General features: G+C 71.7%; 27 protein-coding genes and 2 pseudogenes. 20 read left to right on the plus strand and 9 right to left on the minus strand.

What is annotated here, in order from left to right; genetic code table 11:
* The first annotated feature begins 5 nt into the window (after nucleotides 1–5).
* The 3 genes from ACVW19_RS28940 to ACVW19_RS28950 all read left to right on the plus strand — a co-directional run bounded on the left by ACVW19_RS28940 (nucleotide 6) and on the right by ACVW19_RS28950 (nucleotide 3,554).
* A complete protein-coding gene (locus ACVW19_RS28940) occupies nucleotides 6–1,970 on the plus strand; it encodes a dipeptidyl-peptidase 5 (RefSeq protein ID WP_457463037.1) in 1,965 nt (654 codons plus the stop codon).
* Nucleotides 1,967–2,902 carry a S66 peptidase family protein gene (locus ACVW19_RS28945; RefSeq protein WP_457463038.1) on the plus strand — a complete coding sequence of 312 codons (936 nt, stop codon included), beginning with the start codon at nucleotides 1,967–1,969 and terminating at the stop codon, nucleotides 2,900–2,902. Before ACVW19_RS28940 ends, ACVW19_RS28945 begins: the two co-directional genes overlap by 4 nt.
* A 100-nt stretch (nucleotides 2,903–3,002) precedes the next feature.
* A complete protein-coding gene (locus tag ACVW19_RS28950; RefSeq protein WP_457463039.1) occupies nucleotides 3,003–3,554 on the plus strand; it encodes a GNAT family N-acetyltransferase in 552 nt (183 codons plus the stop codon).
* A 4-nt stretch (nucleotides 3,555–3,558) separates the two neighbouring features.
* Here ACVW19_RS28950 and ACVW19_RS28955 read toward each other — a convergent pair.
* From ACVW19_RS28955 to tnpA, 5 genes and pseudogenes are all read right to left on the minus strand, one after another.
* Nucleotides 3,559–3,870 (minus strand): annotated as a pseudogene (locus ACVW19_RS28955) (transposase); the annotation flags it as partial.
* 35 nt (nucleotides 3,871–3,905) lie between these two features.
* Nucleotides 3,906–4,427 carry a GNAT family N-acetyltransferase gene (locus ACVW19_RS28960; protein ID WP_457463040.1) on the minus strand — a complete coding sequence of 174 codons (522 nt, stop codon included), beginning with the start codon at nucleotides 4,425–4,427 and terminating at the stop codon, nucleotides 3,906–3,908.
* A gap of 76 nt (nucleotides 4,428–4,503) precedes the next feature.
* Nucleotides 4,504–4,869: a VOC family protein gene (locus tag ACVW19_RS28965; RefSeq protein ID WP_457463041.1), complete on the minus strand. Its 366-nt coding sequence runs from the start codon at nucleotides 4,867–4,869 to the stop codon at nucleotides 4,504–4,506.
* A gap of 31 nt (nucleotides 4,870–4,900) precedes the next feature.
* Nucleotides 4,901–6,117, minus strand: a pseudogene (locus ACVW19_RS28970) (RNA-guided endonuclease InsQ/TnpB family protein).
* Entirely contained in the window at nucleotides 6,114–6,548 is a 435-nt protein-coding gene (gene tnpA, locus ACVW19_RS28975; RefSeq protein WP_457463043.1) for an IS200/IS605 family transposase, read from the minus strand. Before tnpA ends, ACVW19_RS28970 begins: the two are co-directional and overlap by 4 nt.
* Nucleotides 6,549–6,830: 282 nt before the next feature.
* Between tnpA and ACVW19_RS28980 the strand changes: the two genes are divergently transcribed.
* From ACVW19_RS28980 to ACVW19_RS29040, 13 genes are all read left to right on the plus strand, one after another.
* On the plus strand, nucleotides 6,831–8,405 hold the full coding sequence (locus ACVW19_RS28980; protein WP_457463044.1) for an FAD-dependent oxidoreductase: 1,575 nt from the start codon (nucleotides 6,831–6,833) through the stop codon (nucleotides 8,403–8,405).
* Nucleotides 8,402–10,249 carry a transketolase gene (locus tag ACVW19_RS28985; RefSeq protein ID WP_457463046.1) on the plus strand — a complete coding sequence of 616 codons (1,848 nt, stop codon included), beginning with the start codon at nucleotides 8,402–8,404 and terminating at the stop codon, nucleotides 10,247–10,249. Before ACVW19_RS28980 ends, ACVW19_RS28985 begins: the two co-directional genes overlap by 4 nt.
* A gap of 28 nt (nucleotides 10,250–10,277) precedes the next feature.
* Entirely contained in the window at nucleotides 10,278–11,213 is a 936-nt protein-coding gene (gene ligD, locus ACVW19_RS28990) for a non-homologous end-joining DNA ligase (RefSeq protein WP_457463047.1), read from the plus strand.
* A gap of 104 nt (nucleotides 11,214–11,317) precedes the next feature.
* Nucleotides 11,318–11,689 carry a gas vesicle protein GvpO gene (locus ACVW19_RS28995; RefSeq protein WP_457463049.1) on the plus strand — a complete coding sequence of 124 codons (372 nt, stop codon included), beginning with the start codon at nucleotides 11,318–11,320 and terminating at the stop codon, nucleotides 11,687–11,689.
* Between the two features lie 52 nt (nucleotides 11,690–11,741).
* Complete coding sequence (locus tag ACVW19_RS29000; RefSeq protein WP_457463050.1) at nucleotides 11,742–12,176, plus strand: gas vesicle structural protein GvpA; 435 nt, start codon at nucleotides 11,742–11,744, stop codon at nucleotides 12,174–12,176.
* On the plus strand, nucleotides 12,173–12,946 hold the full coding sequence (locus ACVW19_RS29005; protein WP_457463052.1) for a GvpL/GvpF family gas vesicle protein: 774 nt from the start codon (nucleotides 12,173–12,175) through the stop codon (nucleotides 12,944–12,946). The genes ACVW19_RS29000 and ACVW19_RS29005 overlap by 4 nt, the downstream gene beginning before the upstream one ends.
* A 4-nt stretch (nucleotides 12,947–12,950) precedes the next feature.
* Entirely contained in the window at nucleotides 12,951–13,214 is a 264-nt protein-coding gene (locus ACVW19_RS29010) for a gas vesicle protein GvpG (protein ID WP_457463053.1), read from the plus strand.
* Complete coding sequence (locus ACVW19_RS29015) at nucleotides 13,211–13,870, plus strand: DNA primase (protein WP_457463055.1); 660 nt, start codon at nucleotides 13,211–13,213, stop codon at nucleotides 13,868–13,870. Before ACVW19_RS29010 ends, ACVW19_RS29015 begins: the two co-directional genes overlap by 4 nt.
* Nucleotides 13,867–15,033: an SRPBCC family protein gene (locus tag ACVW19_RS29020; protein WP_457463057.1), complete on the plus strand. Its 1,167-nt coding sequence runs from the start codon at nucleotides 13,867–13,869 to the stop codon at nucleotides 15,031–15,033. Before ACVW19_RS29015 ends, ACVW19_RS29020 begins: the two co-directional genes overlap by 4 nt.
* Nucleotides 15,030–15,464, plus strand: a complete 435-nt coding sequence (locus tag ACVW19_RS29025; protein WP_457463058.1) for a gas vesicle protein — start codon at nucleotides 15,030–15,032, stop codon at nucleotides 15,462–15,464. The genes ACVW19_RS29020 and ACVW19_RS29025 overlap by 4 nt, the downstream gene beginning before the upstream one ends.
* A complete protein-coding gene (locus tag ACVW19_RS29030) occupies nucleotides 15,461–16,270 on the plus strand; it encodes a GvpL/GvpF family gas vesicle protein (RefSeq protein WP_457463060.1) in 810 nt (269 codons plus the stop codon). The genes ACVW19_RS29025 and ACVW19_RS29030 overlap by 4 nt, the downstream gene beginning before the upstream one ends.
* A complete protein-coding gene (locus ACVW19_RS29035; protein ID WP_260827285.1) occupies nucleotides 16,267–16,455 on the plus strand; it encodes a gas vesicle protein in 189 nt (62 codons plus the stop codon). The genes ACVW19_RS29030 and ACVW19_RS29035 overlap by 4 nt, the downstream gene beginning before the upstream one ends.
* Nucleotides 16,452–16,790, plus strand: coding sequence for a gas vesicle protein K (locus tag ACVW19_RS29040; protein ID WP_457463061.1), 339 nt, complete (start codon nucleotides 16,452–16,454; stop codon nucleotides 16,788–16,790). The genes ACVW19_RS29035 and ACVW19_RS29040 overlap by 4 nt, the downstream gene beginning before the upstream one ends.
* Nucleotides 16,791–16,842: 52 nt before the next feature.
* Here the strand turns inward: ACVW19_RS29040 and ACVW19_RS29045 are convergent, their stop codons facing one another.
* Nucleotides 16,843–17,013 carry a hydrophobic protein gene (locus tag ACVW19_RS29045; protein WP_279332595.1) on the minus strand — a complete coding sequence of 57 codons (171 nt, stop codon included), beginning with the start codon at nucleotides 17,011–17,013 and terminating at the stop codon, nucleotides 16,843–16,845.
* A gap of 42 nt (nucleotides 17,014–17,055) precedes the next feature.
* Nucleotides 17,056–17,877: a methyltransferase domain-containing protein gene (locus ACVW19_RS29050; RefSeq protein ID WP_457463063.1), complete on the minus strand. Its 822-nt coding sequence runs from the start codon at nucleotides 17,875–17,877 to the stop codon at nucleotides 17,056–17,058.
* 180 nt (nucleotides 17,878–18,057) lie between these two features.
* On the opposite strand from ACVW19_RS29050, the gene ACVW19_RS29055 reads away from it, so the two are divergent.
* Both ACVW19_RS29055 and ACVW19_RS29060 read left to right on the plus strand, forming a co-directional pair.
* Nucleotides 18,058–19,677, plus strand: a complete 1,620-nt coding sequence (locus ACVW19_RS29055; RefSeq protein ID WP_457463064.1) for an ABC-F family ATP-binding cassette domain-containing protein — start codon at nucleotides 18,058–18,060, stop codon at nucleotides 19,675–19,677.
* A 155-nt stretch (nucleotides 19,678–19,832) separates the two neighbouring features.
* Entirely contained in the window at nucleotides 19,833–20,090 is a 258-nt protein-coding gene (locus ACVW19_RS29060; protein WP_457464827.1) for a DUF6158 family protein, read from the plus strand.
* 57 nt (nucleotides 20,091–20,147) lie between these two features.
* On the opposite strand, the gene ACVW19_RS29065 is transcribed toward ACVW19_RS29060, so the two are convergent.
* Together ACVW19_RS29065 and ACVW19_RS29070 are read right to left on the minus strand one after the other, a co-directional pair.
* Nucleotides 20,148–20,690, minus strand: a complete 543-nt coding sequence (locus ACVW19_RS29065; protein ID WP_457463065.1) for a type 1 glutamine amidotransferase domain-containing protein — start codon at nucleotides 20,688–20,690, stop codon at nucleotides 20,148–20,150.
* A gap of 90 nt (nucleotides 20,691–20,780) precedes the next feature.
* On the minus strand, nucleotides 20,781–21,173 hold the full coding sequence (locus ACVW19_RS29070; protein ID WP_457463066.1) for a DUF2795 domain-containing protein: 393 nt from the start codon (nucleotides 21,171–21,173) through the stop codon (nucleotides 20,781–20,783).
* Nucleotides 21,174–21,346: 173 nt separating this feature from the next.
* Between ACVW19_RS29070 and ACVW19_RS29075 the strand changes: the two genes are divergently transcribed.
* Both ACVW19_RS29075 and ACVW19_RS29080 read left to right on the plus strand, forming a co-directional pair.
* The gene (locus tag ACVW19_RS29075) at nucleotides 21,347–21,499 is read left to right on the plus strand and encodes a hypothetical protein (RefSeq protein ID WP_457463067.1); all 153 of its coding nucleotides are present in this window, start codon (nucleotides 21,347–21,349) and stop codon (nucleotides 21,497–21,499) included.
* A gap of 189 nt (nucleotides 21,500–21,688) precedes the next feature.
* Nucleotides 21,689–22,564, plus strand: a complete 876-nt coding sequence (locus ACVW19_RS29080; RefSeq protein WP_457463069.1) for a hypothetical protein — start codon at nucleotides 21,689–21,691, stop codon at nucleotides 22,562–22,564.
* Nucleotides 22,565–22,656 lie beyond the last annotated feature (92 nt).

Below are 22,656 nucleotides of genomic sequence, written 5' to 3' on the forward strand. Positions count from 1 at the left end.
GCGAAATGGGGGAAACGGTGCAGACCCTGCCCTACGGCGAGTGGCCCTCGCCCATCGACGCGGCCACGGCCGCGGCACACGACGGGAAGCCCGAGTTCGTGGGGTTCGTCGGGGACGAGGTGTGGTGGACCGAGCCCCGGCCCGCCGAGGGCGGCCGGCGCACCCTGGTGCGCCGGCACTCCGATGGAGCCGAGGAGTCCGTGCTGCCGGCGCCGTGGAACGTGCGCAGCCGGGTCGTCGAGTACGGCGGGCGGCCCTGGGCCGGGTTCGTCCGCGACGACGACCCGCTCGTGGTGTTCGTGAACTTCGCCGACCAGCGCCTTTACCGGTACGAGCCCGGCGGTGAGCCGCGTCCGCTGACCCCGCTCTCCCCGGTGGGGCAGGGCCTGCGCTGGGCCGAGCCGACGCTGCTGCCGGACCGCGGCGAGGTGTGGTGCGTCCTGGAGGAGTTCACCGGCGACGGACCGAGCGAGGTGCGCCGCGTCCTGGCCGCCGTACCGCTGGACGGCTCGGCCGCCGAGGACCGCGGCGCCGTCCGTGAACTCACCGACGACCGGCACCGGTTCCTCACCGGGCCGCGCCTGTCACCCGACGGGCGGCGCGTCGCCTGGCTGGCCTGGGACCATCCGCGCATGCCGTGGGACGGCACCGAACTGCGTCTCGCCGAGGTCGCACCCGACGGCACCCTGCACCACGCCCGCACCGTGGCCGGCGGCCCCGGCGAGTCCATCGCCCAGGCCGACTGGACGCACGACGGCCGGCTGCTTCACACGAGCGACCGCACCGGCTGGTGGAACCTCTACCTCGACGGCGAACCGGTCTGCCCGCGCGAGGAGGAGTTCGGCGGACCGCTGTGGCAGCCGGGGTCGCGCTGGTTCACCCCGCTGGACAACGGCCTGATCGCCGTCGTGCACGGCCGGGGCGCCACCGCGCTCGGCATACTCGACCCGGAGACGGGCGAGGTCGTCGACGCCGCCGGGCCCTGGACCGAGTTCGCGCCCACGCTCGCGGCGCACGGCGAGAAGGTCGTCGCCGTCGGCGCCGGGCCCCGCAGCGCCCCCGAGGTGGTGGAACTGGACACCCGCACCGGCAGGGCCCGGGTGATCGGCGCCCCGCACAAGGACGTCGTGGACCCCGCCCACTACCCCGACCCGCAGGTCCGCACCTTCACCGGTCCGGGCGGCCGGGAGATCCACGCCCATGTGTACCCGCCGCACCACCCCGACTGCGTCGCGCCCGACGGCCAACTGCCGCCGTACGTGATCCGGGCACACGGCGGGCCCACCGGCCGGGCACCCCTCGTGCTCGACCTGGGGATCGCCTACTTCACCTCACGCGGCATCGGCGTCGTGGAGGTCAACTACGGCGGCTCCACCGGATACGGACGCGCCTACCGCGACCGGCTGCGCGAGCAGTGGGGCGTGGTCGACGTCGAGGACTGCGCGGCCGTCGCGCTCGCCCTCGCCGACGAGGGCACCGCCGACCGCGACCGGCTCGCCATCCGCGGCGGCAGCGCCGGCGGCTGGACCACGGCCGTCTCCCTCACCACGACCGACGTCTACGCCTGCGGCACCATCCTCTACCCGGTGCTCGACCTGACCGGCTGGGGCCCGGGGGAGACCCACGACCTCGAGTCCGAGTACCTCGAGAGCCTCATCGGCCCGCGCGCCGAGGTCCCCGAACGGTACGCCGAACGCTCGCCCGCCGCGCACGCCGACCGGCTCACCGCCCCCTTCCTGCTGCTCCAGGGCCTGGACGACGTCATCTGCCCTCCCGTGCAGTGCGAGCGGTTCCTGGCCCGGCTGAAGGGCAGGAAGGTGCCGCACGCGTATCTCACCTTCGAGGGCGAGGGACACGGCTTCCGGCGCACGGACACCATGGTGCGGGTCCTGGAGGCGGAACTGTCGCTGTACGCCCAGGTGTTCGGCCTGACGGTGCAGGGAGTGCCGGTACTGGAGCTCACCGAATGAGCAGGGTCGAGCCGTTGCTGCGGCCGCCCCGGCCCGGCCCCGGGGCCCGGGTGGCCGTCGTCGCGCCCAGCGGGCCCGTGCCGGAGGAGCGGCTCCAGGCCGGCCTGGACGTGCTGCGCGGCTGGGACCTCGACCCGGTGGTCGCCTCCCATGTCCTGGACCGGCACCGCGACTTCGACTACCTCGCCGGCACGGACGCCGACCGGGCCGCCGACCTGCAGTCCGCCTGGTGCGACCCCGCCGTGGACGTGGTGATGTGCGCCCGGGGCGGCTACGGCGCGCAGCGCATGGTCGACCTGCTCGACTGGACGGCGATGCGGGCCGCCGGGCCGAAGGTGTTCGTCGGATTCAGCGACATCACCGCCCTGCACGAGGCGTTCGCCACCCGGCTCGGCCTGGTCACCCTGCACGGGCCGATGGCGGCGGGCATCGACTTCGTCAAGAACACACGCGCGCAGGACCACTTGAAGGCGACCCTCCTCGCCCCGGAGACCGTCCGCACCATCACCTCCCCCGACGGCACCGCGCTGGTGCCCGGGCGGGCGCGGGGCGTCACCCTCGGCGGCTGCCTCGCCCTGCTCGCCGCCGACCTCGGTACCCCGCACGCCAGAGGCTCCGCGCGCGGCGGGCTGCTATGCCTGGAGGACGTGGGGGAGGAGCCGTACCGGCTCGACCGGTACCTCACCCAACTCCTGCGGGCCGGATGGTTCGACGGGGTGTCGGGGCTGCTGCTCGGCTCCTGGGCGCAGTGTGAGCCGTACGAGACGGTGCGGGCCCTGCTCGCCGACCGGCTCGGCGGCCTGGGCGTTCCGGTGGCCGAGCGGTTCGGTTTCGGTCACTGCGACGGGGCGCTCACCATCCCCTTCGGCGTCCCGGCCGAACTCGACGCGGAGGCGGGCACCCTGACACTCGACGAACCGGCACTGAGCTGAGCCCGTCCGGCACGGGCACGCCGGGCCGGCGGGCACGGTCGGCGCGCGGGCACGTCCGGCGGCCCCGGCGTGCCCGGTATGCCCGGGGTAGGGTCGCACCGTGCCGCACACCGCCTCCCGTCACCTCGCCGAGGGCCCCCGCGTGGGAATACGGCACTTCACCCACGCGGACAGCGCGGAGTTCACCGCCCGCGCCCGGGAGAGCAAGGACCTGCACCGTCCCTGGCTGTTCCCGCCGGACCACGCCGCGGCGTACTCCGCGTACGCGGAGCAACTGATCCGGGACCCCGCCAAGGCCGGCTTCCTGGTCTGCGAGAAGGCCGACGGCTCCATCGCCGGGTTCATCAACATCAACAACATCGTCCACGGCGCGTTCCAGAGCGGTGCCCTCGGCTACGGCGCGTTCGCGCACGCGGCGGGTCGCGGCCTGATGCGCGAAGGGCTGGATCTCGTCGTACGGCACGCGTTCGGCCCGATGCGGCTGCACCGGCTGGAGATCAACGTGCAGCCCGCCAACGCCGCCTCCATCGCCCTGGCCCGCAGCTGCGGATTCCGCCTGGAGGGCTTCTCACCGGACATGCTCTTCATCGACGGGGCCTGGCGCGACCACGAACGCTGGGCGCTCACCCAGGAGATGCGCAGACCCCGCTGACCCAACGGTCAGGGCCTGTCACGGCGTCCGGCCTCAGCCAAGGCGACACGTCGACGGCCAGGACCGGCCTGCCGTCCGCCGCTCTCGGCAACGGCAGGCCTGCCAGGGCCCGGCGGAGCCGGCCGAAGTCGATCCGCCCCTGGTCGAGCCCGTCGTACAGGGCTCCGTGACCCCGCCGGTGTTCTGGCGCGAGCGCGAGGTCCACCAGCGTTTTGACCGGGCCCTCCGTGCAGAGGAGGGCGTCTGTCAGCTCGGACAACGCGTCCGAGCGGCCCGTGAGACACGCAGAGAAGTCCGCCCGGAACTGCGACAACATGGCCGGCGACCCACCCGGGCCACCGGTCAGAGGACTCACCCCGCGCGGCCCTGCCCGACCTCGACCTGGAGCAGGCGCGGAGAGACCTCGAACCCATGACGGGAGTACGCCGGTACCGCCCGATCGCTGGAGTGAACGGTCACCCGCTCAAGACCGAGATCCCTCGCCCACGCCAAGACCGCCTCGATCAGCTCGCCGCCCAGGCCGCGGTCGCGCTCATCGGGCACGACGTACGTGCACTGCACGTCACCCGACATCCGCTCCAACGCGAGCGGATGCGGCACACGCTGCGTGATCGCCAGCCAGGCCATGCCGATCACAACGTCGTCACGGACCATCACCGTGCACCGATGCGAGGACTCGGTCTCCCGGGCCCACGTCACGAACCGGGGAACGAACTCGTCCAGCGTGGTGTCGGGGGTTCCGTAGAGCTCTTGCACCCAGCGCCACCGCAACTCGGCGACGGCGGCCGACTCATGGGGCTGGGCGGGGCGGCACGCGATGTCATCCACAGCTTCATCCTGGCGCAGATTCATCAGCACGACGGCCGCTTCCACCACTCCCGCACCGCCAGAGCTCTGGATGCGCCAAGGCCCGGAGCGACCCCGAGCCCCATTTCGTCAAACGACAGGCTCAGACGGTGGCGCGGCGGTCCGCGTACTTGTAGACCGCCCCGTCCGGATGCCGTGCGATGAGGTTGCGGCCCACCGGGGTGGGGAGCGGGCCCGCGACGATGTCCGCGCCCGTCTTCGCGAGTACCCGACCGGCCTCCTCGACGTCCTGCACCGCGATGGTCGCCGCCACCTTGCGCAGCACGTCCAGTTCGGCCGCGGGACCGCTCATCAGCAGGAAACAGCCGACCGCGGCCACCTGGACACCGGCCCGCTCGAAGCGGAGCGCCTTGCCTCCCGCCAGCCGCTCGTAGAAGGGGATCGCGGTCTCGATGTCGTCGACGCAGACGCGCAGCGTGGCACCCAGTATCTCCGTGACTCCACCCACGCGTAAACGCGCGGGCTTCCTGTGGTCGTGGCTAGGCCACGCCGCAGAGGACCGGCCCGGCCCTGTTGAGGACGTTCGTCGCGCCGACGTGGTCCGCGTTCGCTGCGAACCCGCACGCCGTGCATGCGAACTTCGCCTGGTTGGCGCGGTTCTCCTTCGCAACGTGCCCGCAGGACGGGCAGGTGCGGGAGGTGTTGCGGGGGTCCACGGCGATGACGGTCCGACCGGCGCTTTCAGCCTTGTGGGCGAGGATCACGAGGAACACCCCCCGACCCGCGTCGAGGATGCTCCGGTTCAGACCCGCTTTGGCGGCGGCGCCGTTCGGAAGGAAAGAGCCTGGCTGCTCGGGGTCGGGCTTGGGTTTGGGGGCGCGGGTCATGCCCGCTGTGTTGAGCCGCTCGTGGGCGATCACGTCGTGGTCGCGGACCAGGGTGAGCGCGGTCTTGTGCGCGTGGTCCAGGCGCTGCCTGCGGATCTTCGCGTGCAGCTTGGCGACCTTCCGGGCGGCGGCACGGTGCTTCTTCGTCCGTCGGCGGGTGCGCCGGGGGAACGTCGCAAGGTGCCGCTGCGCGGCAGACAGTTCGTCTGCTGCTTGGCCGAGGAAGCGCGGGTTGGCGATGTGCTCGCCGTTGGACGTGGTCAGGAAGTGCGTCACGCCCATGTCGATGCCGATGATGCCGCCCGTGGCGGGCAGTGGCTCGGCGGGCCCCCGGTCGCAGGAAAGGACGACGTACCAGCGCCTTCCTTCCCGCTTGATGCTGATCGTCTTGACCCGGCCGCGTACCGGGCGGTGCTGGTGCACGCGGACGTGGCCGACGCCCTGGAGGCGGACGCGGGTCTGCGCATCGTGCGGGGTGGAGTCCCAGCGGCAGCCGTCGCCGTCTTTCGGGAAGGTGACGGTGTCGAAGTGCCCGACGCCCTTGAACCTGGGGTGTCCGGGTGTCCGGGTGTCCGGCCTGCCTTGACACGCTGGAAGAACGCCTGGAATGCCTTGTCGAGGCGGCGCAGGGTGGCCTGCTGGGAGGAGAACGACCAGCGGCCCCGGCGCTCGGGGTCGAAGGCCCGGATGTCCTTGAGCTGTGCGGACTGGTCGCCGTGGCGCACGGTCGTCTTCGAGGTGTGCCGCCAGGCGCCGCGGCGTTCTTGGAGGGCCCCGTTGTAGAGGGAGCAGTGATCTTGCAGCATCTCGCCCAGCGCGACCGTCTGACGGGCCGTGGGCCGCAGGAGGAACTTGTAGGCGCGGATCACGAGCCGTCCCTCTCCCGCTCCTTTTGGGGGCGTTCCCACTGGGTGTCGATGTACCTCTCCACTGTCGCTGCCGATACCGCGCCGACCGAGGCCGCGAAGTACGACGACGACCACAGCGTGGGCATCCGCGACCTCAGGTGCGGGAACTCCTCGCGCAGCACGCGGGAAGTGAAGCCCTTGAACTGGTTTGCGACGTACGAGGCGGACGACTTCGCATCGTGTTTGACGAACAGGTGCACGTGGTCGGGCATCACCTCAAGGGTGATGATCTCCCAGCCGCGCTCGTCCGCCCTGGCCCGGATCAACTCATCCAGGCGCTCCGCGACCCGGCCGTCCAGGACCGGACGGCGGTACTTCGGGCACCACACCACGTGGAGCCCGAGGTCGTACACGCCGCCGGAGAATCGGCGGACCTTCCTGGTCACGGCCACGTAACAACTATACACACGCGACAGGTCTAGTTCGGCAGGAAGACGGTACAGGCGAACAGTGCAGATCCGTGCACCCAGTTGAGGGGCAGAGCAGCCCAGAGAAGTCATTGCCCACCCCGCTGAAGCGGGGCGTCCCCTGGCCAGGTCCTGATGGGACGAGCCTAGGGCCTCCCGTTCGGATCACGCCGGACTTCCGGGGGCCGGAAAGCGCCGGAGGCGCGGGGCGCGGGCCGGTGGACGTTTGGCGGCCGCGGCGAGGGAAACGCGGAAGTCTCCCGAGCCATGCGACGACAGAGCTGGAGGCGAACCGTGAGTCGACCCCGCATCGTGATCATCGGTGCCGGCTTCGCCGGATACCGCACGGCCCGCACCCTGTCCCGGCTCGCCCGGGGAAGGGCCGAGATCACCCTGCTGAATCCGACCGACTACTTTCTGTACCTGCCCCTGCTGCCCCAGGTCGCCGCCGGCATCCTGGAACCGCGCCGCGTCACCGTCTCCCTCTCCGGCACGCTGCCGCACGTACGGCTGGTGCTGGGCGAGGCCGGCGGCATCGACCTCGACCGGCGGACCGTGCGCTACACCGGCCCCGAGGGGGACCACGGCACCCTCTCCTACGACCGGCTGGTGCTGGCCGCCGGCAGCGTCAACAAGCTGCTGCCGATCCCCGGCGTCGCCGAGCACGCCCACGGCTTCCGCGGTCTGCCCGAGGCGCTGTATCTGCGCGACCACGTGACCCGGCAGGTGGAACTCGCGGCCGCCACCGACGACCCCGCGAGCTGCGCCGCCCGGTGCACCTTCGTCGTGGTCGGCGCCGGTTACACCGGAACCGAAGTCGCCGCGCACGGGAAGCTGTTCAGCGACGCGCAGGTGCACAAGCACCCCCTGCGGACGGGCATGCGACCGCGCTGGCTGCTGCTGGACATCGCCGACCGCGTCCTGCCCGAACTCGACGGACGGCTCTCCTCCACCGCCGACCGGGTGCTGCGCGAACGGGGTGTGGAAGTACGGATGGGGACCTCCGTGAAGGAGGCCACGCACGACGGAGTGCTGCTGACCGACGGCGAGTTCGTCGACACGCGGACGCTGGTGTGGTGCGTGGGCGTGCGGCCCGATCCGCTCGCCGAGTCGCTGGGACTGTCCATGGAACGCGGGCGGCTGCTGGTGGACCCGCACCTGCGGGTGCCGGGGCGGCCCGAGGTGTTCGCCTGCGGTGACGCGGCGGCGGTGCCCGATCTGGAGAAGCCCGGCCGGTACACCCCGATGACCGCGCAGCACGCCTGGCGGCAGGGCAAGGTCTGCGCGCACAACATCGCCGCCTCCCTCGGCGACGGCCGGTCGCGCGCCTACCGCCACCGCGACCTGGGGTTCGTGGTGGACCTGGGTGGCGTCAAGGGGGCGGCCAACCCGCTCGGCGTCAATCTGTCCGGACCGGCGGCCGGAGCGGTCGCCCGCGGCTACCACCTCGCGGCGATGCCCGGCAACCGGGTGCGCGTCGCCGCCGACTGGCTGCTGGACGCCGTACTGCCTCGGCAGGCGGTGCAGTTGGGACTCGTACGGTCCTGGTCGGTGCCGCTGGACACGGCGTCCCCGGAACTCGCCCGGGTGCCGTCCGGCCCGGAGCGGAAGCGGTCCGGCGACGAGACCGCCGAGCCGGCCGGGAACCGGCCGGGCGGGGAGGCGGCGAAGAGCCGGCCGGGCGGGGAGGCGGCGAAGAACCGGCCCGGAGGTGAGCCCGCGAAGAACCGGCCCGGCCCCCGGCCGCCCACCGGCTCCCACGCCTCCCCCGGCCCCGTCAAGCGCACCGACTACCCAGCCGACCCCGCCGACCCCCGTGATCCGGCCGAAGGAGACTCATGAAAACCGGTGAACTCGTCGAGCTCGGACAGCAGTTGCGAGTGGACAGTGTCCGCGCGGCAGCCGCCGCGGGCTCCGGGCACCCCACGTCCTCGATGTCCGCGGCCGACCTGATGGCCGTCCTGCTGGCGCGCCACTTCCGCTACGACTTCGACCACCCCGACCACCCGGGCAACGACCGTTTCGTCCTCTCCAAGGGCCACGCCTCGCCCCTGATGTACGCCGCCTTCAAGGCGGCCGGGGCCATCGACGACGAGGAACTGCTCACCTTCCGCAAGCTCGGCAGCCGCCTCGAAGGGCATCCCACGCCCAGGCGGCTTCCCTGGGTCGAGACGGCCACCGGGTCGCTCGGCCAGGGGCTGCCGGTCGGCGTCGGTATCGCACTGGCCGGGAAGCGGCTCGACCGGTCCGGCTACCGGGTGTGGGTGCTGTGCGGGGACAGCGAACTGGCGGAGGGCTCCGTGTGGGAGGCCGCCGAGCACGCCGGGTACGAGAACCTCGACAACCTCACCGCCGTCGTGGACGTCAACCGGCTCGGCCAGCGCGGCCCCACCCGGCACGGTCACGACCTCGACGCCTACGCCCGCCGCTTCGCGGCCTTCGGCTGGCACACGGTGGAGGTGGACGGCCACGACATCGACGCCGTCGACCGCGCCTACGGCGAGGCGGCCTCCACCAAGGGGCAGCCGACCGTGATCCTCGCCCGCACCCTCAAGGGCAAGGGCGTCGCGGCCGTCCAGGACCGCGAGGGCCTGCACGGCAAACCGCTGCCCGAGGCCGACGAGGCGATCGCCGAACTCGGCGGCCCGCGCGACCTGCGCCTGAGGGTGCGGGAGCCGGCCGACGCCCGCGCGCTGCACGCCGTGCACACCGGGCAGGCCGAACCGCCCCGATGGGACAAGGGCGAGGAGGTGGCGACGCGCAACGCCTTCGGTGAGGCGCTGGCCGCCCTCGGCACCGTGCGCGGCGACATCGTGGCCCTGGACGGCGAGGTCGGCGACTCCACACGTGCGGAGTTCTTCGCCAAGGAGCACCCCGAACGCTACGTCGAGTGCTACATCGCCGAGCAGCAGATGGTCGCCGCGGCGGTCGGCGTGGCGACACGCGGCTGGGTGCCGTACGCGACCACGTTCGCCGCCTTCCTCACCCGCGCCCACGACTTCGTCCGCATGGCGTCGATCAGCGGTTCCGGCATCAACCTGGTCGGCTCGCACGCCGGTGTCGCCATCGGCCAGGACGGGCCCAGCCAGATGGGTCTCGAGGACCTGGCGATGATGCGGGCGGTGCACGGCTCGACCGTGCTGTACCCCTGCGACGCCAACCAGACCGCACGCCTGGTCACCGCCATGGCGGACCTCGACGGCATCCGCTACCTGCGCACCTCGCGCGGCGAGGGCCCCGTCCTCTACGGCCCCGACGAGGAGTTCCCCGTCGGCGGCAGCAAGGTGCTGCGCTCCTCGGCCGAGGACCGGCTGACCCTGCTCGCGGCGGGCGTCACGGTGCCCGAGGCCCTGGCCGCCGCGGACGCCCTGGCGGGCGAGGGCATCGCGGTACGGGTGATCGACCTGTACTCGGTCAAGCCCGTCGACCGGGACACGCTGCGCCGGGCGGCGGAGGAGACCGGCTGCCTGGTGACGGTGGAGGACCACCACCCGGAGGGCGGGCTCGGGGACGCGGTCCTCGACGCCTTCACCGACGGACGTCCCGTCCCGCGCCTGGTGCGGCTCGCCGTCCGCGACATGCCGGGGTCGGCCTCCCCCGAGGAGCAGCTGCACGCCGCCGGCATCGACGCCGAGTCGATCGCGGCGGCCGGACGGCTGCTGGTGGAGGAGGCGATCGTGCCGTGAACGACGGGGTGAAGGAGACGACCACGCCGTGAGCGACGACGGGGTGCGACCGGTACGGGCCGGCCGTCGCACCGTGCGGATCCGCCGGCCGGGGAAGGTGCTCTTCCCCGGCGGTGAGGACGCCGAGGAGTACACCAAGGGCGACCTCGTCGACTACCACCGGGCCGTCGCCCCGTTCATGCTGCCGCACCTGCGGGGCCGCCCGCTGATGCTGGACCGGCGCCCGGACGGCCTTGACGGGCCCACGTTCATGCAGAAGAACACCCCCGAGAGCTACCCGGAATGGATCACCCGCGTCGAGGTCGCCAAGGAGGGCGGCACGGTGTGCCACACCGTGTGCGACGACACGGCGACCCTGCTGTACCTCGTGGACCAGGCGAGTATCACACTCCACCGCTGGCTGTCCCGCGCCGCCCCGATCGACCGGATCAACCGTCCGGACCGGCTGGTCTTCGACCTCGACCCCGCCGAGGACGACTTCGAGACGGTGCGGGAGGCGGCGCGGCTGCTGGGGGAACTGCTGGACGAGCTGAAGCTGCCCGCGGCGCTGATGACCACCGGCTCCCGGGGTCTCCATGTGATCGTGCCGCTGAACGGTGACGACGACTTCGACGACGTGCGCGCCTTCGCCCGCGAGGTCGCCGACACCCTCGCCGACGCCCACCCCGACCGGCTCACCACCGCCGCGCGCAAGAAGGAGCGCGGCGACCGGCTCTACCTGGACGTGCAGCGCAACGCCTACGCGCAGACCGCGGTCGCGCCCGGCACCGTCCGGGCCCTGCCCGGCGCCCCCGTCGCGGCCCCCGTCTCCTGGGACCAGCTGGACGACCCGGAGCTGCACGCCCGCCGCTGGACCGTCGCCGACGCCGCCGAACAGCTGCGGACCGACCCCTGGGCCGGACTGCCGCGCCGGGGCCGCGCCCTGGGGTCGGCCCGCCGGCGGCTGGACGCGCTGCGGGGCTGACCGGCCCGGCCGGACGACCGGGCACGGAGCACGGCTGGGGCAATCGGGTGAGCCCCGGGAGGTTTGACGAACGGACTTACGGCCACACGGAGGAGGAGGTGCCCATGGCGAACGCAAGAAACACCGAAGACTCCAAGGGTTCACAGGAACCACAGGATGCTCACGCATCCCACAAGTCCACGGAAAACGCCAGAGCGAACAAGCGGCCGGGCCCGATGGAGGTACTGCGCCAGGCGCGCGGGCAGCTCGCGGAGCTCACCGGTATGGAAGCCGAGTCGGTGTCGTCCTTCGAGCAGACGGAGGAGGGCTGGGCGCTGGAGGTCGAGGTCCTCGAACTCGAGCGTGTGCCCGACACGATGAGCCTGATGGCGAGTTACCAGGTGGAGCTCGATCCCGACGGGCAGCTCATCGGTTACCGGCGTGTTCGCCGCTACGAGCGAGGACGGTCCGACGCGCGCAGGTCCGGCGGCCGGTAGGCCGCCCGCCCGGACCCGCTCCCACACCCACGGAAAGGGAGGAACAGACGGCATGACAGTCGTACCGGCACAACAGTCCGGCGGCGGAGGCGGCAGCAGCGGCCTCTACGACGTGCTTGAGCTCGTTCTGGACAGGGGGCTCGTCATCGACGCATTCGTGCGCGTGTCCCTGGTCGGCATCGAGATACTCAAGATCGACGTCCGCATCGTCGTCGCCAGCGTCGACACCTACCTGCGCTTCGCCGAGGCGTGCAACCGGCTCGACCTGGAGGCCGGGCCCCGCAAGAGCCCGGGCCTGCCCGACGTGGTCGGCCAGGTCACCGAGTCCGGTGCCCGCGGCAAGTCCAAGGGGGCGCTGTCCGGCGCCGCCGAGACCATCTCCGAAGCCTTCCAGCAGGCGCGCGACGAGGGCTCCGAGCGTGAGACCCAGTCCCGTCCGAGGGCCCGCAAGAGCACCTCGTCGCGTCGGAGGGAGGAGCAGGAGTGAGCACCTACGTCTACGGCATCACGGCGAGTTCGTACCCCGGTCCCCCCGAGCACACGAGCGGCGTGGGCGACCCGGCACGTCCGGTGCGCATCCTGAAGGAGGGCGAGCTGGCGGCCGTCGTCAGTGACGCCCCCGAGGACCTGCGCCCCAAACGCAGGGAACTGCTCGCCCACCAGAACGTGCTCGCCGAGGTCGGCGCGGCAGGCTGTGTGCTACCCATGCGGTTCGGCAGCGTCGCCCCCGACGACGGCTCCGTCACCGCCGTGCTCGCCGAGCGTGCCGAGCACTACAAGGAGCGCCTGCGGGCGCTGGACAACCGGGTCGAGTACAACGTCAAGGCCAATCATGACGAGGAAGCCGTACTCCACCACGTGATGGCCGGCAACCCGGAGATCCGTGCTCTCGCGGAAGCCAACCGGCAGGCCGGCGGCGGAAGTTACGACGACAAGATCCGCCTCGGCGAAATGGTCGCCGATGCGGTCAGGGCCCAGGAGGCCGAGGACGGCGTCGCCGTGCAGCGCGCCCTGGAACCGGCGGCCGACGCCGTGAGCGTGGGACCCGAGTCCACGGGCTGGCTGGCCAACGTCTCCTTCCTGGTGCCGCGCGACGCGGCCGGGGAATTCATGGCCGCCGTGGACCGCGTCCGCGAGGACATGCCGCACCTGGAGGTGCGGCTCAACGGCCCGCTGCCCCCGTACAGCTTCGTGGAGCCCGGCCCGGCCGAACCGGCGAGTGCCACGGCGGGTGGGGCGGACGCCGGAATGGGGTGACGACATGGGCCTGATCTCGGAAGTGCTGCTGCTGCCGCTGGCCCCGGCGCGCGGCAGCGGATGGGTCATCCAACAGGTGCTTCGCGAGGCGGAACGCATCTACTACGACCCCGCCGCGATCCGTGCCGAACTGGCGCGGCTCGAGGAGCAGCTGGAGGCCGGAGAGATCACCGAGGAGGAGTTCGACCGGCAGGAGGACGAACTCCTCGACCGATTGGAGACCGCGATGCACACCAGCGTCACAGGGGACGGGACGGCACCACGATGAATCGGACAGCGCTCGGCCTCGCGATAGGGGCCGGATACCTCCTCGGGCGGACGAAGAAGCTGAAGATGGCGGTCGCCGTCGGCGGGCTGGTGGCCGGCAAGAAGCTGAACCTCGGGCCGCGGATGATCACGGACATGGTGTCCACGCAGCTGCAGAAAAACCCGCAGTTCAAGGAGCTCGGAGATCAGCTGCGCGGCGATCTGCGCGGTGCCGGCAAGGCGGCCTCCGGGGCACTCGTCGAGCGGCAACTCGACTCCCTCGCCGACAAGCTGCACGGTCGTACCACCGAGATGCGCGACCAGCTGACCGGCTCGGGCCGCCCGGACCGCGACGCCGAGGACACCGAGGACACCGAGGACACCGAGGACGTCGAGGACACCGAGGAAACCGAGGAAACCGAGGACGACCTGGACGGCGAGGACGCCACGGACGAGGAACCGGACGACGAGGAGCCGGAACCGGCACCCGAGCGGTCGGCGAAGAAGGCCTCGTCGAAGAGGGCTCCGTCGAAGGAGACCGCCAAGAAGGCATCCACGAAGAAGGCGCCGGCCAGGAAGGCCGCTCCGGCGAAGAGGACGGCCGGCAAGAAGACCGCGGCCGCGCGGACGACCTCGTCCCGGGGTACCCGCACCTCGAAGGGAGGCGGTGAGCGATGACCGAGACACTCGGATCGGCCACTTCCGCCGCGCGCGACAAAGTGGGCGAGGGGGCGAAGAACCCGCTTGCCGACCTGGCCCACAGCGAGGCCGCCGACCGCCTCAAGGCGGAGCTGCAGGACTACCTCGCGGCTCAGGCCACCCGCCTGCTGACCGGTGTCGGCCGCAAACTGGGCGAGACGACCGGCAAACTCACCGACATAGCCGAGGGCAACAGTCCGGGTTTCGCCAAGCTCGCACTCGACGGCGGCCGCAAACTCGCCGAGGGCAAGGGCCCCCTGCGCAGCGCCGTCGAACTGGGAGCCTCGCGGGCCAAGGACAACGTGATGGGCGCCCTGAAGGGGCTGGGCGGCGGCGGTGGCAAGGGCAAGCGCAAGCGCTCCGCGGGCAAGAAGCCCACCGTCATCATGGAGCACATCGATGTCGGCGTCCCGCTGCGCACGGCCTACGACCAGTGGACGCAATACCAGGACTTCAGCACCTTCGCCAAGGGCGTCAAGAGCGCCAACAAGTCCGACGACACCACCTCGGACTGGCAGGTCAAGGTTCTGTGGTCCAACCGCAGCTGGAAGGCGAAGACCATCCAGCAGGTGGCCGACGACCGCATCTCCTGGTCCTCCGAGGGGGCCAAGGGCACGACGAAGGGCGTCGTCTCCTTCCACCCCCTCGGCGACAACCTCACCCGGATCCTGCTGGTCATCGAGTACTACCCCACGGGCTTCTTCGAGAAGACCGGCAACATCTGGCGCGCCCAGGGCCGCCGGGCCCGGCTCGACCTGAAGAACTTCGCCCGCTTCATCACGTTCAAGGGTGAGGCCGAGGACAGTTGGCGCGGCGAGATCCAGGAAGGCGAGGTCGTCCGCAGCCACGAGGACGCCGTCGCCGAGGAGGAGGAGGAGGAGGAGGAGCAGTCGCCGCCCGGGGACGAGGAGCCGGAGGACGAGTACGACGCCGAAGGCGCCGAGGACGACGAGGGCGACGAGGACGCCGAAGCGGAGGAAGCAGGCGAAGCCGCGGACGAGGAACCGGCCGAGGACGGCTACGAGGACGAGGAGGAGGGCGAGGACGCCTACGAGGAAGAGGACGAGGGCGAGGACGAGTACGAGCCCGAGGATGAGCCTGAGGACGAGTCCGAGTACGCCGAGGGAGGGAGCCGTCGATGACGACGCCCCGTCGGCTCCCCGAGCCCTATGGGCAGGGTGGCGGCGCCAATCTCGCCGACATCCTTGAGCGGGTGCTCGACAAGGGCATCGTCATCGCGGGCGACATCCGCATCAACCTGCTCGACATCGAACTGCTCACCATCAAGCTGCGGCTCATCGTCGCCTCCGTCGACAAGGCGAAGGAGATGGGGATCGACTGGTGGGAGACCGACCCGGCGCTGTCCTCCCGTGCCCGTCGCTCCGAACTGGCCAGGGAGAACGCCGAGCTGCGTGAGCGGCTGGCCGCACTGGAGGGCGACCGTCCGCTGGAGACCGGTCGTTCGCTGGACACGGACCGTCCGCTGGAGGCCGGCCGCCAGCGGGAGACCGGCCGGCCGCAGGAGACCGACCGGCATCGGGAGACCGACCGGCCACAGGAGGAGGCCCCGTGACCGGACTGCGGTACGTCTACGCCGTATGCCGTCCCTTCGGCACACCGCTCCAGGCACAGCTGACCGGTGTGGCGGGTGATCCGCCCCGGTTGCTGACCCACCACGGCCTGGTGGCCGTCGTCAGCCATGTGCCGGAGGCGGACTTCGCCGAGGAGCCCCTCCGCGCGCATCTGGAGGACCTCGACTGGCTGGCCACGGTCGCCCGCGCCCACCAGGGCGTCATCGACGCGCTCACCACCGTCACCACGCCGCTGCCGCTGCGGCTCGGCACCGTGTTCCGTGACGACAGCGGCGTACGGACGATGATGGAGGCGCGCGAGGAGGGCTTCCTGCGGACGCTGGACCGGTTGGACGGCCGGGTGGAGTGGGGCGTGAAGGTCTTCATCGAGGCGGAACGGCCGGCGGACACCGCCGCACAGCCGGCGCGGAAGCCCGCGTCGGGCCGGGACTACCTGCGCCAACGGCGCATGGCGACGAAATCGCACGACGATCTGTGGCAGCAGGCCGAGACCTTTTCGACCCGGCTGCACGAGACGCTTTCCGGCTGCGCCGAGGATTCCCGGCTGCACGCCCCGCAGAATCCCACGCTCTCCGGTGCGTCGGGTCGCAATGTGCTGAACGCGGCTTATCTCGTGCCGCGAGCGGAATCCGAGAAATTCGTGGAAAGGGTGGAACGGACGAAGGACGGGGCGCCCGGGATACGCGTCGAACTCACCGGCCCCTGGGCGGCCTATTCGTTCGCCGGGGAAGAATCCGCCGGAGAGGAACCCACCGGGGAGGAATCGGCCGCGGGGGAGGGGGCATGACCGTAGTCGAGCGCCGGGAGATAGCCCTGGTGGATCTGCTCGACCGGCTCCTGGCCGGCGGAGTCGTCATCACCGGCGACATCACGCTGCGCATCGCGGACGTCGACCTGGTCCGTATCGACCTCAACGCGCTCATCAGCTCGGTGAACGCGAACGTTCCGTCGCCCTTCGAGGAGTTGCGTTGACGGCCACCCCCGACGACCATCCCGGTGAGCCGCACGAAGGCCGGCGCGAGGGGCGCGGTCGGCGCAACCGGCTCGACCTGGAGCCGGACACGGTCGAACGCGACCTGGTCAAACTGGTGCTCACCGTCGTGGAACTGCTGCGCCAGCTCATGGAGCGCCAGGCGGTACGCCGGTTCGACGAGGGAGACCTGACGGAGGAGCAGGAGGAGCGCATCGGACTCACCCTGATGCTGCTCGAGGAGCGGATGACGGAACTGCGCGACCGCTACGGACTGCGGCCCGAGGACCTGAATCTGGACCTCGGGCCGCTCGGACCGCTGCTGCCGCGGGACTGAGTCCCGGATGGTCCGGTGACGGGAAGTTCCCGTCACCGGACCATCCGTCATCTCACCACTTGTACCAGCGGCCCCTGCCGCCGCTCGCCGATGTGCTGCGCATGAAGAATCCCAGCAGCCACACGACGAGAACCGCCAACGCGATCCACCAGAGCACCTTCACCGCGAAACCGGCGCCGAAAAGAACCAAGGCCAGAAGCAGCACGAGCAGAATGGGAACCATAATGTCAACCTCCTGCCATTCTGGTTGCCCGTAAATCTCGTTTCAGGCTTCCTTGCGGCAGAGAATTTCTCCGTGCAGCACGCTGAACCATCCGTCCTCCCGCGTGCCCCACTCCCGCCATGCCGCCGCCACGGCCCGCAGTTGTCCGCCGGTGGCGTGCCCCTGCCCGGTGGCCCGCTCGGCGTAGCCCGACGCCACCGTGCGGTCCGCCCACAGGGCGCTCCACCAGGCGCGTTCCTCGGCGGTCGAGTAGGTCCAGGTGGCCGAGGTCGCGGTGATGTCCGTGAGCCCGGCCGCCAGCGCCCAGGACTTCAGCCGCCGGCCGGCGTCCGGTTCGCCGCCGTTGGCCCGAGCCACCCGCCGGTACAGGTCCAGCCAGTCGTCCATGCCCGGGGAGAGGGGGTACCAGGTCATCGCCGCGTAGTCCGCGTCCCGGACCGCGACGAACCCGCCGGGCCTGGTCACCCGCCTCATCTCGCGCAACGCTTGCACCGGATCCCCCACGTGCTGGAGCACCTGGTGGGCGTGCACCACACTGAACGTGTCGTCCGGAAAGTCCAGCGCGTGCACGTCGCCCACCGTGAAGGCCGTGTTAGTCAGACCGCGCTCGGCCGCCGTGGCACCGGCCTGCTCCAGGATGCCCGGCGCCCGGTCGAGACCGGTGACGTGTCCGTCGGGGACGAGCCCGGCCAGGTCCGCGGTGATGGTGCCGGGCCCGCATCCGATGTCCAGGATCCGCATACCGGGCGTCAGCACCCCGAGGAGGTAGGCCGCCGAGTTGGCCGCGGTCCGCCAGGTGTGCGACCGCAGCACCGACTCGTGGTGCCCGTGGGTGTAGACGGCGGTCTCCCGCGATGGCGGCATGGTGAGCCCGTCCCTTCTCGTCGTGACGTACCCGTCTTCGGGATGCCCGTCACAGTACGCACTCCGGCCGCATTGTGAGATCCGCTTCCCACATGTCGGACGAGTCGGTGTGTGGCGGGCCCCCGCCCGACCGGCAAAACCGTTTGCCCCCTGCGCCGACGCCCCGGACAATCGCGTCCCATGGGTCACCTCGAAGCCGCGCATCTGGAGTACCACCTCCCCGACGGGAGGCCGCTCCTGGGCGACGTGTCCTTCCGTGTGGGCGAAGGGGCCGTCACCGCCCTCGTGGGACCCAACGGCGCGGGCAAGACGACACTCCTGCGCCTCCTCGCCGGCGAACTCGAGCCGCACGGCGGCTCCGTCACGGTCAGCGGCGGCCTCGGCGTCATGCGCCAGTTCGTGGGTTCCGTACGGGACGGAACGACCGTGCGCGACCTCCTCGTCTCCGTCGCCACGCCCCGCATCCGCGAGGCCGCCCGCACCGTCGACAAGGCCGAGCACGCGCTGCACGTCGCCGGGGACGAGAGCGCCCAGCTGAGGTACGCGCAGGCCCTCGCCGACTGGGCCGAGGCGCGCGGCTACGAGGCCGAGACGCTGTGGGACATGTGCACGACGGCCGCACTCGGCATCCCCTACGACAAGGCGCAGCAACGCCAGGTGCGCACCCTCTCCGGCGGCGAGCAGAAACGCCTGGTCCTCGAAGCGCTGCTGCGCGGCACCGACGAGGTCCTGCTCCTCGACGAGCCCGACAACTACCTCGACGTCCCCGGCAAGCGCTGGCTCGAGGAGCAACTCGAACAGACCCGCAAGACCGTGCTCCTCGTCTCCCACGACCGCGAACTGCTCGCCCGCACCGCCCGGCGCATCGTCTCCCTCGAACCGAGTCCCACCGGCGCCGACGCCTGGGTGCACGGCGGGGGCTTCGCCACGTACCACGACGCCCGGCGCGAACGCTTCGCCCGCTTCGAGGAACTGCGCAGGCGGTGGGGCGAGAAGCACGCCCAGCTGAAGAAGCTGGTGCTGAACCTCCGGCAGGCCGCCTCCGTCAGTCCCGACATGGCGTCCCGGTACCGGGCGGCCCAGACCCGGCTGCGCAAGTTCGAGGAGGCCGGCCCGCCGCCGGAGCCGCCGCGCGAGCAGGACATCAGGATGCGCCTGAAGGGCGGCCGCACCGGAGTGCGCGCGGTCACCTGCGAGCAGCTCGAACTCACCGGTCTGATGAAACCGTTCGACCTGGAGGTCTTCTACGGCGAACGGGTCGCCGTGCTCGGCTCCAACGGCTCCGGCAAGTCGCACTTCCTGCGCCTGCTCGCCGGGGACGACGTGGCGCACACGGGCGGCTGGCGGCTCGGCGCCCGTGTCGTCCCCGGACACTTCGCGCAGACCCACGCGCACCCCGAGCTGGAGGGCCGCACGCTCCTGGACGTCCTGTGGAAGGAGCACGCCCAGGACCGGGGCGCCGCCATGTCCCGGCTGCGCCGCTACGAACTGACCGGCCAGGCCGAGCAGACCTTCGACCGTCTCTCCGGCGGTCAGCAGGCCCGGTTCCAGATCCTGCTGCTGGAGCTCCAGGGGGTGACGGCGCTGCTGCTCGACGAGCCGACCGACAACCTGGACCTGGAGTCGGCGGAGGCGTTGCAGGAGGGCCTGGAGGCGTTCGAGGGCACGGTGCTCGCCGTCACGCACGACCGCTGGTTCGCCCGCTCCTTCGACCGCTACCTGGTCTTCGGCAGCGACGGCAGAGTCCGGGAGACCCCGGAACCCGTGTGGGACGAGCGCCGCGTGGAACGGGCCCGGTAGCGGACCGCCGGCCGTCTCCGGGCCCGGGGCCCGGAGACGGCCGGGATGTTCGGGGGCCGGGATGTTCGTAGAGTGAGTGCAGGGACGCGGGACCCGTGGCCTCCCCGGGCGGGTATCCGGACCGCAGGCACGCCTACGACGAGCGGGGCACCACGATGACCGGAGTCGAGCCGAACCGCCTGGACGATCAGCAGCTCATGAAGGAGCTGGAGAACATCCATCGCACGCGTCATGACACGCTGCTGTACGGCTCCAACGACGCACTGCGGGTCCACAACGACCGTATGGCGCAGCTGGAGGGCGAGTACCTCCGCCGCCATCCGCGCCGCCCGGTGGCGGCGGGCCGCACCCGCGAAGGGGCCCGGGAGCGGAGCGGCGCGGACAGGGCGACACCCGCGAACCCGGGCACCTGACGGACCCGGTGAGGAGCCGGGACCCGCGGGGCGCGGGTCCCGGCTCGTTCAGGTCGTTCAAGCCGCTTCCGCGGCGAACACCTCCAGAAACGTCTCGCAGAACGCCTTGAGGTCGTCCGGCTTGCGGCTGGTGACCAGCTTGGCGGACCCGTGGTCGCAGATCTTCACCCGCTCGTCGACCCAGGTGGCACCGGCGTTACGGAGATCGGTCCGCAGGCTCGGCCAGCTGGTCAGCTCCCTGCCGCGGACCACGTCCGCCTCGATGAGGGTCCAGGGCGCGTGACAGATCGCGGCGACGGGCCGCCCCTGTTCGAAGAAGTCCCGCACGAACGCGACGGCCTTCTCGTCCGTGCGCAGCAGGTCCGGGTTGGCCACTCCGCCCGGCAGCACCAGCCCGCCGAAGGAGTCGGCGGACGTGTCGCCGACGACCTCCTGCACCGGGAAGGTGTCCGCCTTGTCGAGATGGTTGAACGCCTGGATCCCGCCCGGGCGGGTCGACACGAGCACGGGTTCGTGACCGGCGCCGACGGCCGCCTCCCACGGCTCGGTCAGCTCGACCTGCTCGACGCCTTCGGGCGCGACGAGGAATGCGATACGCATGGGGGCTGCATCCTTTCGTGCAACTCGTATAACTCGTATAACTCGTATAAAACGTTCGGCTTCATGGTCGGGTTCATCCGGATCGACCGGCTACGGGCTGCTCGCTTCCTGGGGCCGCGTCAGTGCCTCGGCCAGCTCCTGGACGCTGTTGTAGCGTGCCTGTCGCGGCAGTCGGCCCAGCGCCTCGACGAGGGCGTCGGGCGCGTACCGCCGGTCCAGGGTGCGCATCAGCTCGCGCGGGCCCGCGGGGAACGACCCCCGGCTCAGGAGCCTGGCCAGCTCCAGCCGCACCGACTCCAGTGACGTCGGTCCACGGTTCGGCGTCACCGGGCCGTGCGCGACCGCGGGGTCGTCCTCGGCGAACGGCTCCGGGTCGTTCCACTCCTCGGTCCGGGTGGGGTGCCCTGACCTGAGCAGACCCTGCAGTTCGTGCTTCATCTCGTCGTCGCGGTGAACGCTCAGCCGGTTACTGCCTCGCTGCATGTCTCTCTCCAGATGGTTCGGGGGTCTGCACCGCGTACCCGGCCGGCGGACACCGACACGGGGTTCGCCGGGCGGATCGTCACCGTCGGGTGCCGTGCGCCGCCGGGTTTGTCCCGCGAACGACGGGAGACCCGGTTCTCCCACCCCCCGCGCCTCCTGTGAAAGGACCGGCCATGGCGGTGCTTGCCGTGCTCATTCCGATACTCATGCTCGGCGTGCTGCTGATGCTGGGCCGCTACGAGGACCTCGTGCTGCCCGGTGTGCAGGAACAGGATCCCGACGGTCTCCCCGCGCCTCACGACAGGGGCGTCGCCGACAGCCGTTGACCGACTGATCGACCGGCCGGGCCCGGGGCGCGCCGGGTGCCCGGCCCTTCACCCGCTCGGGTGTGCCCGTCCCCCCGATGGCGGTCGGCCGCGCGCGGTACCGCGGCCGGCGGGCTGGGATGGGTGCGGGGCGCGACGTCTGCGAACAGGGGCGCCGTGCTCCGGCCGTCGCCCGAAGGAGCCCGCACCATGCGCCGCACCGCCCGCGCCCTGTCTCTCGTCGCCGTAGCCGGCACCGCCCTCGGCGCGCTCGCACCGGCCGCGTTCGCGGATCCGTCCGCCGAGGTCAGTCCGGGCAGGCCGGCCCCGGGTGGCACCGTCACCGTCTCGGTCCTCTGCGATCCGGCCGGCGGCCGCCCGCCGGAGACCCTCGAGGCGACCTCGGAAGCCTTCGACAAGGGCGTCGTCGAACTGAAGAAGGTGACCGGCTCCGACGAGAAGGAGTCAGGCCCGGCCTACCGGGGCACCGTGAACATCCGGGGCGCCGGGGGTGCCGGGGGCCCGGGCGGCGCCCCGCTGGACGAGGCCGACCCGTTCGACGAAATCGACCCCCTGGAGGAGACCGACCCCCTGGAGGAAACCGGCCCCCTGGAGGAAACCGGCCCCCTGGAGGAGACCGGCCCCCTGGAGGAGACCGACCCCCTGGAGGAGACCGACCCCCTGGAGGAGGCCGATCCGCTGGAGGAGGCCGACCCGCTCTACGACATCGATCCGCTCTCCGCAGTCGACGGGGCCGACCCCGCCGGCGAGGACTCCGCGCGGACCGTCGAGGGCACATGTCCGGCCGCGCCCGGGAAGAAGGGCAAACCGTGGAGTGCTTCCTTCACCGTCGCCCGCCACCCCGGCGGTTCCGGCGCCACCTCCCCCTCGCCCTCGCACTGCCCCGAACGCGAGCGCGCCCACTGCGGCGGCACGACGGTCCCGGGCGGTGTCCACGCCGGCACGGGCGGCGGGTTCACCCACTCCGTTCCCGCCCTGGCCGCGGGCGGCCTGCTGATCGCGGGCGCGTTCGGCGCCGCCGCCCACCGGCTGTACCGCGACAGGACCGCGCGTACGGGCCGCTGATGTTCCCGAGCGGCCCGCGGCCGTCCGCGCGGAGTGGCACCGTGGGTACTGACCAGGGTGACCGACTCGGGTGACCCCCGTGGGCACGCCGG

This window comes from Streptomyces sp. TE5632 (assembly GCF_054061295.1).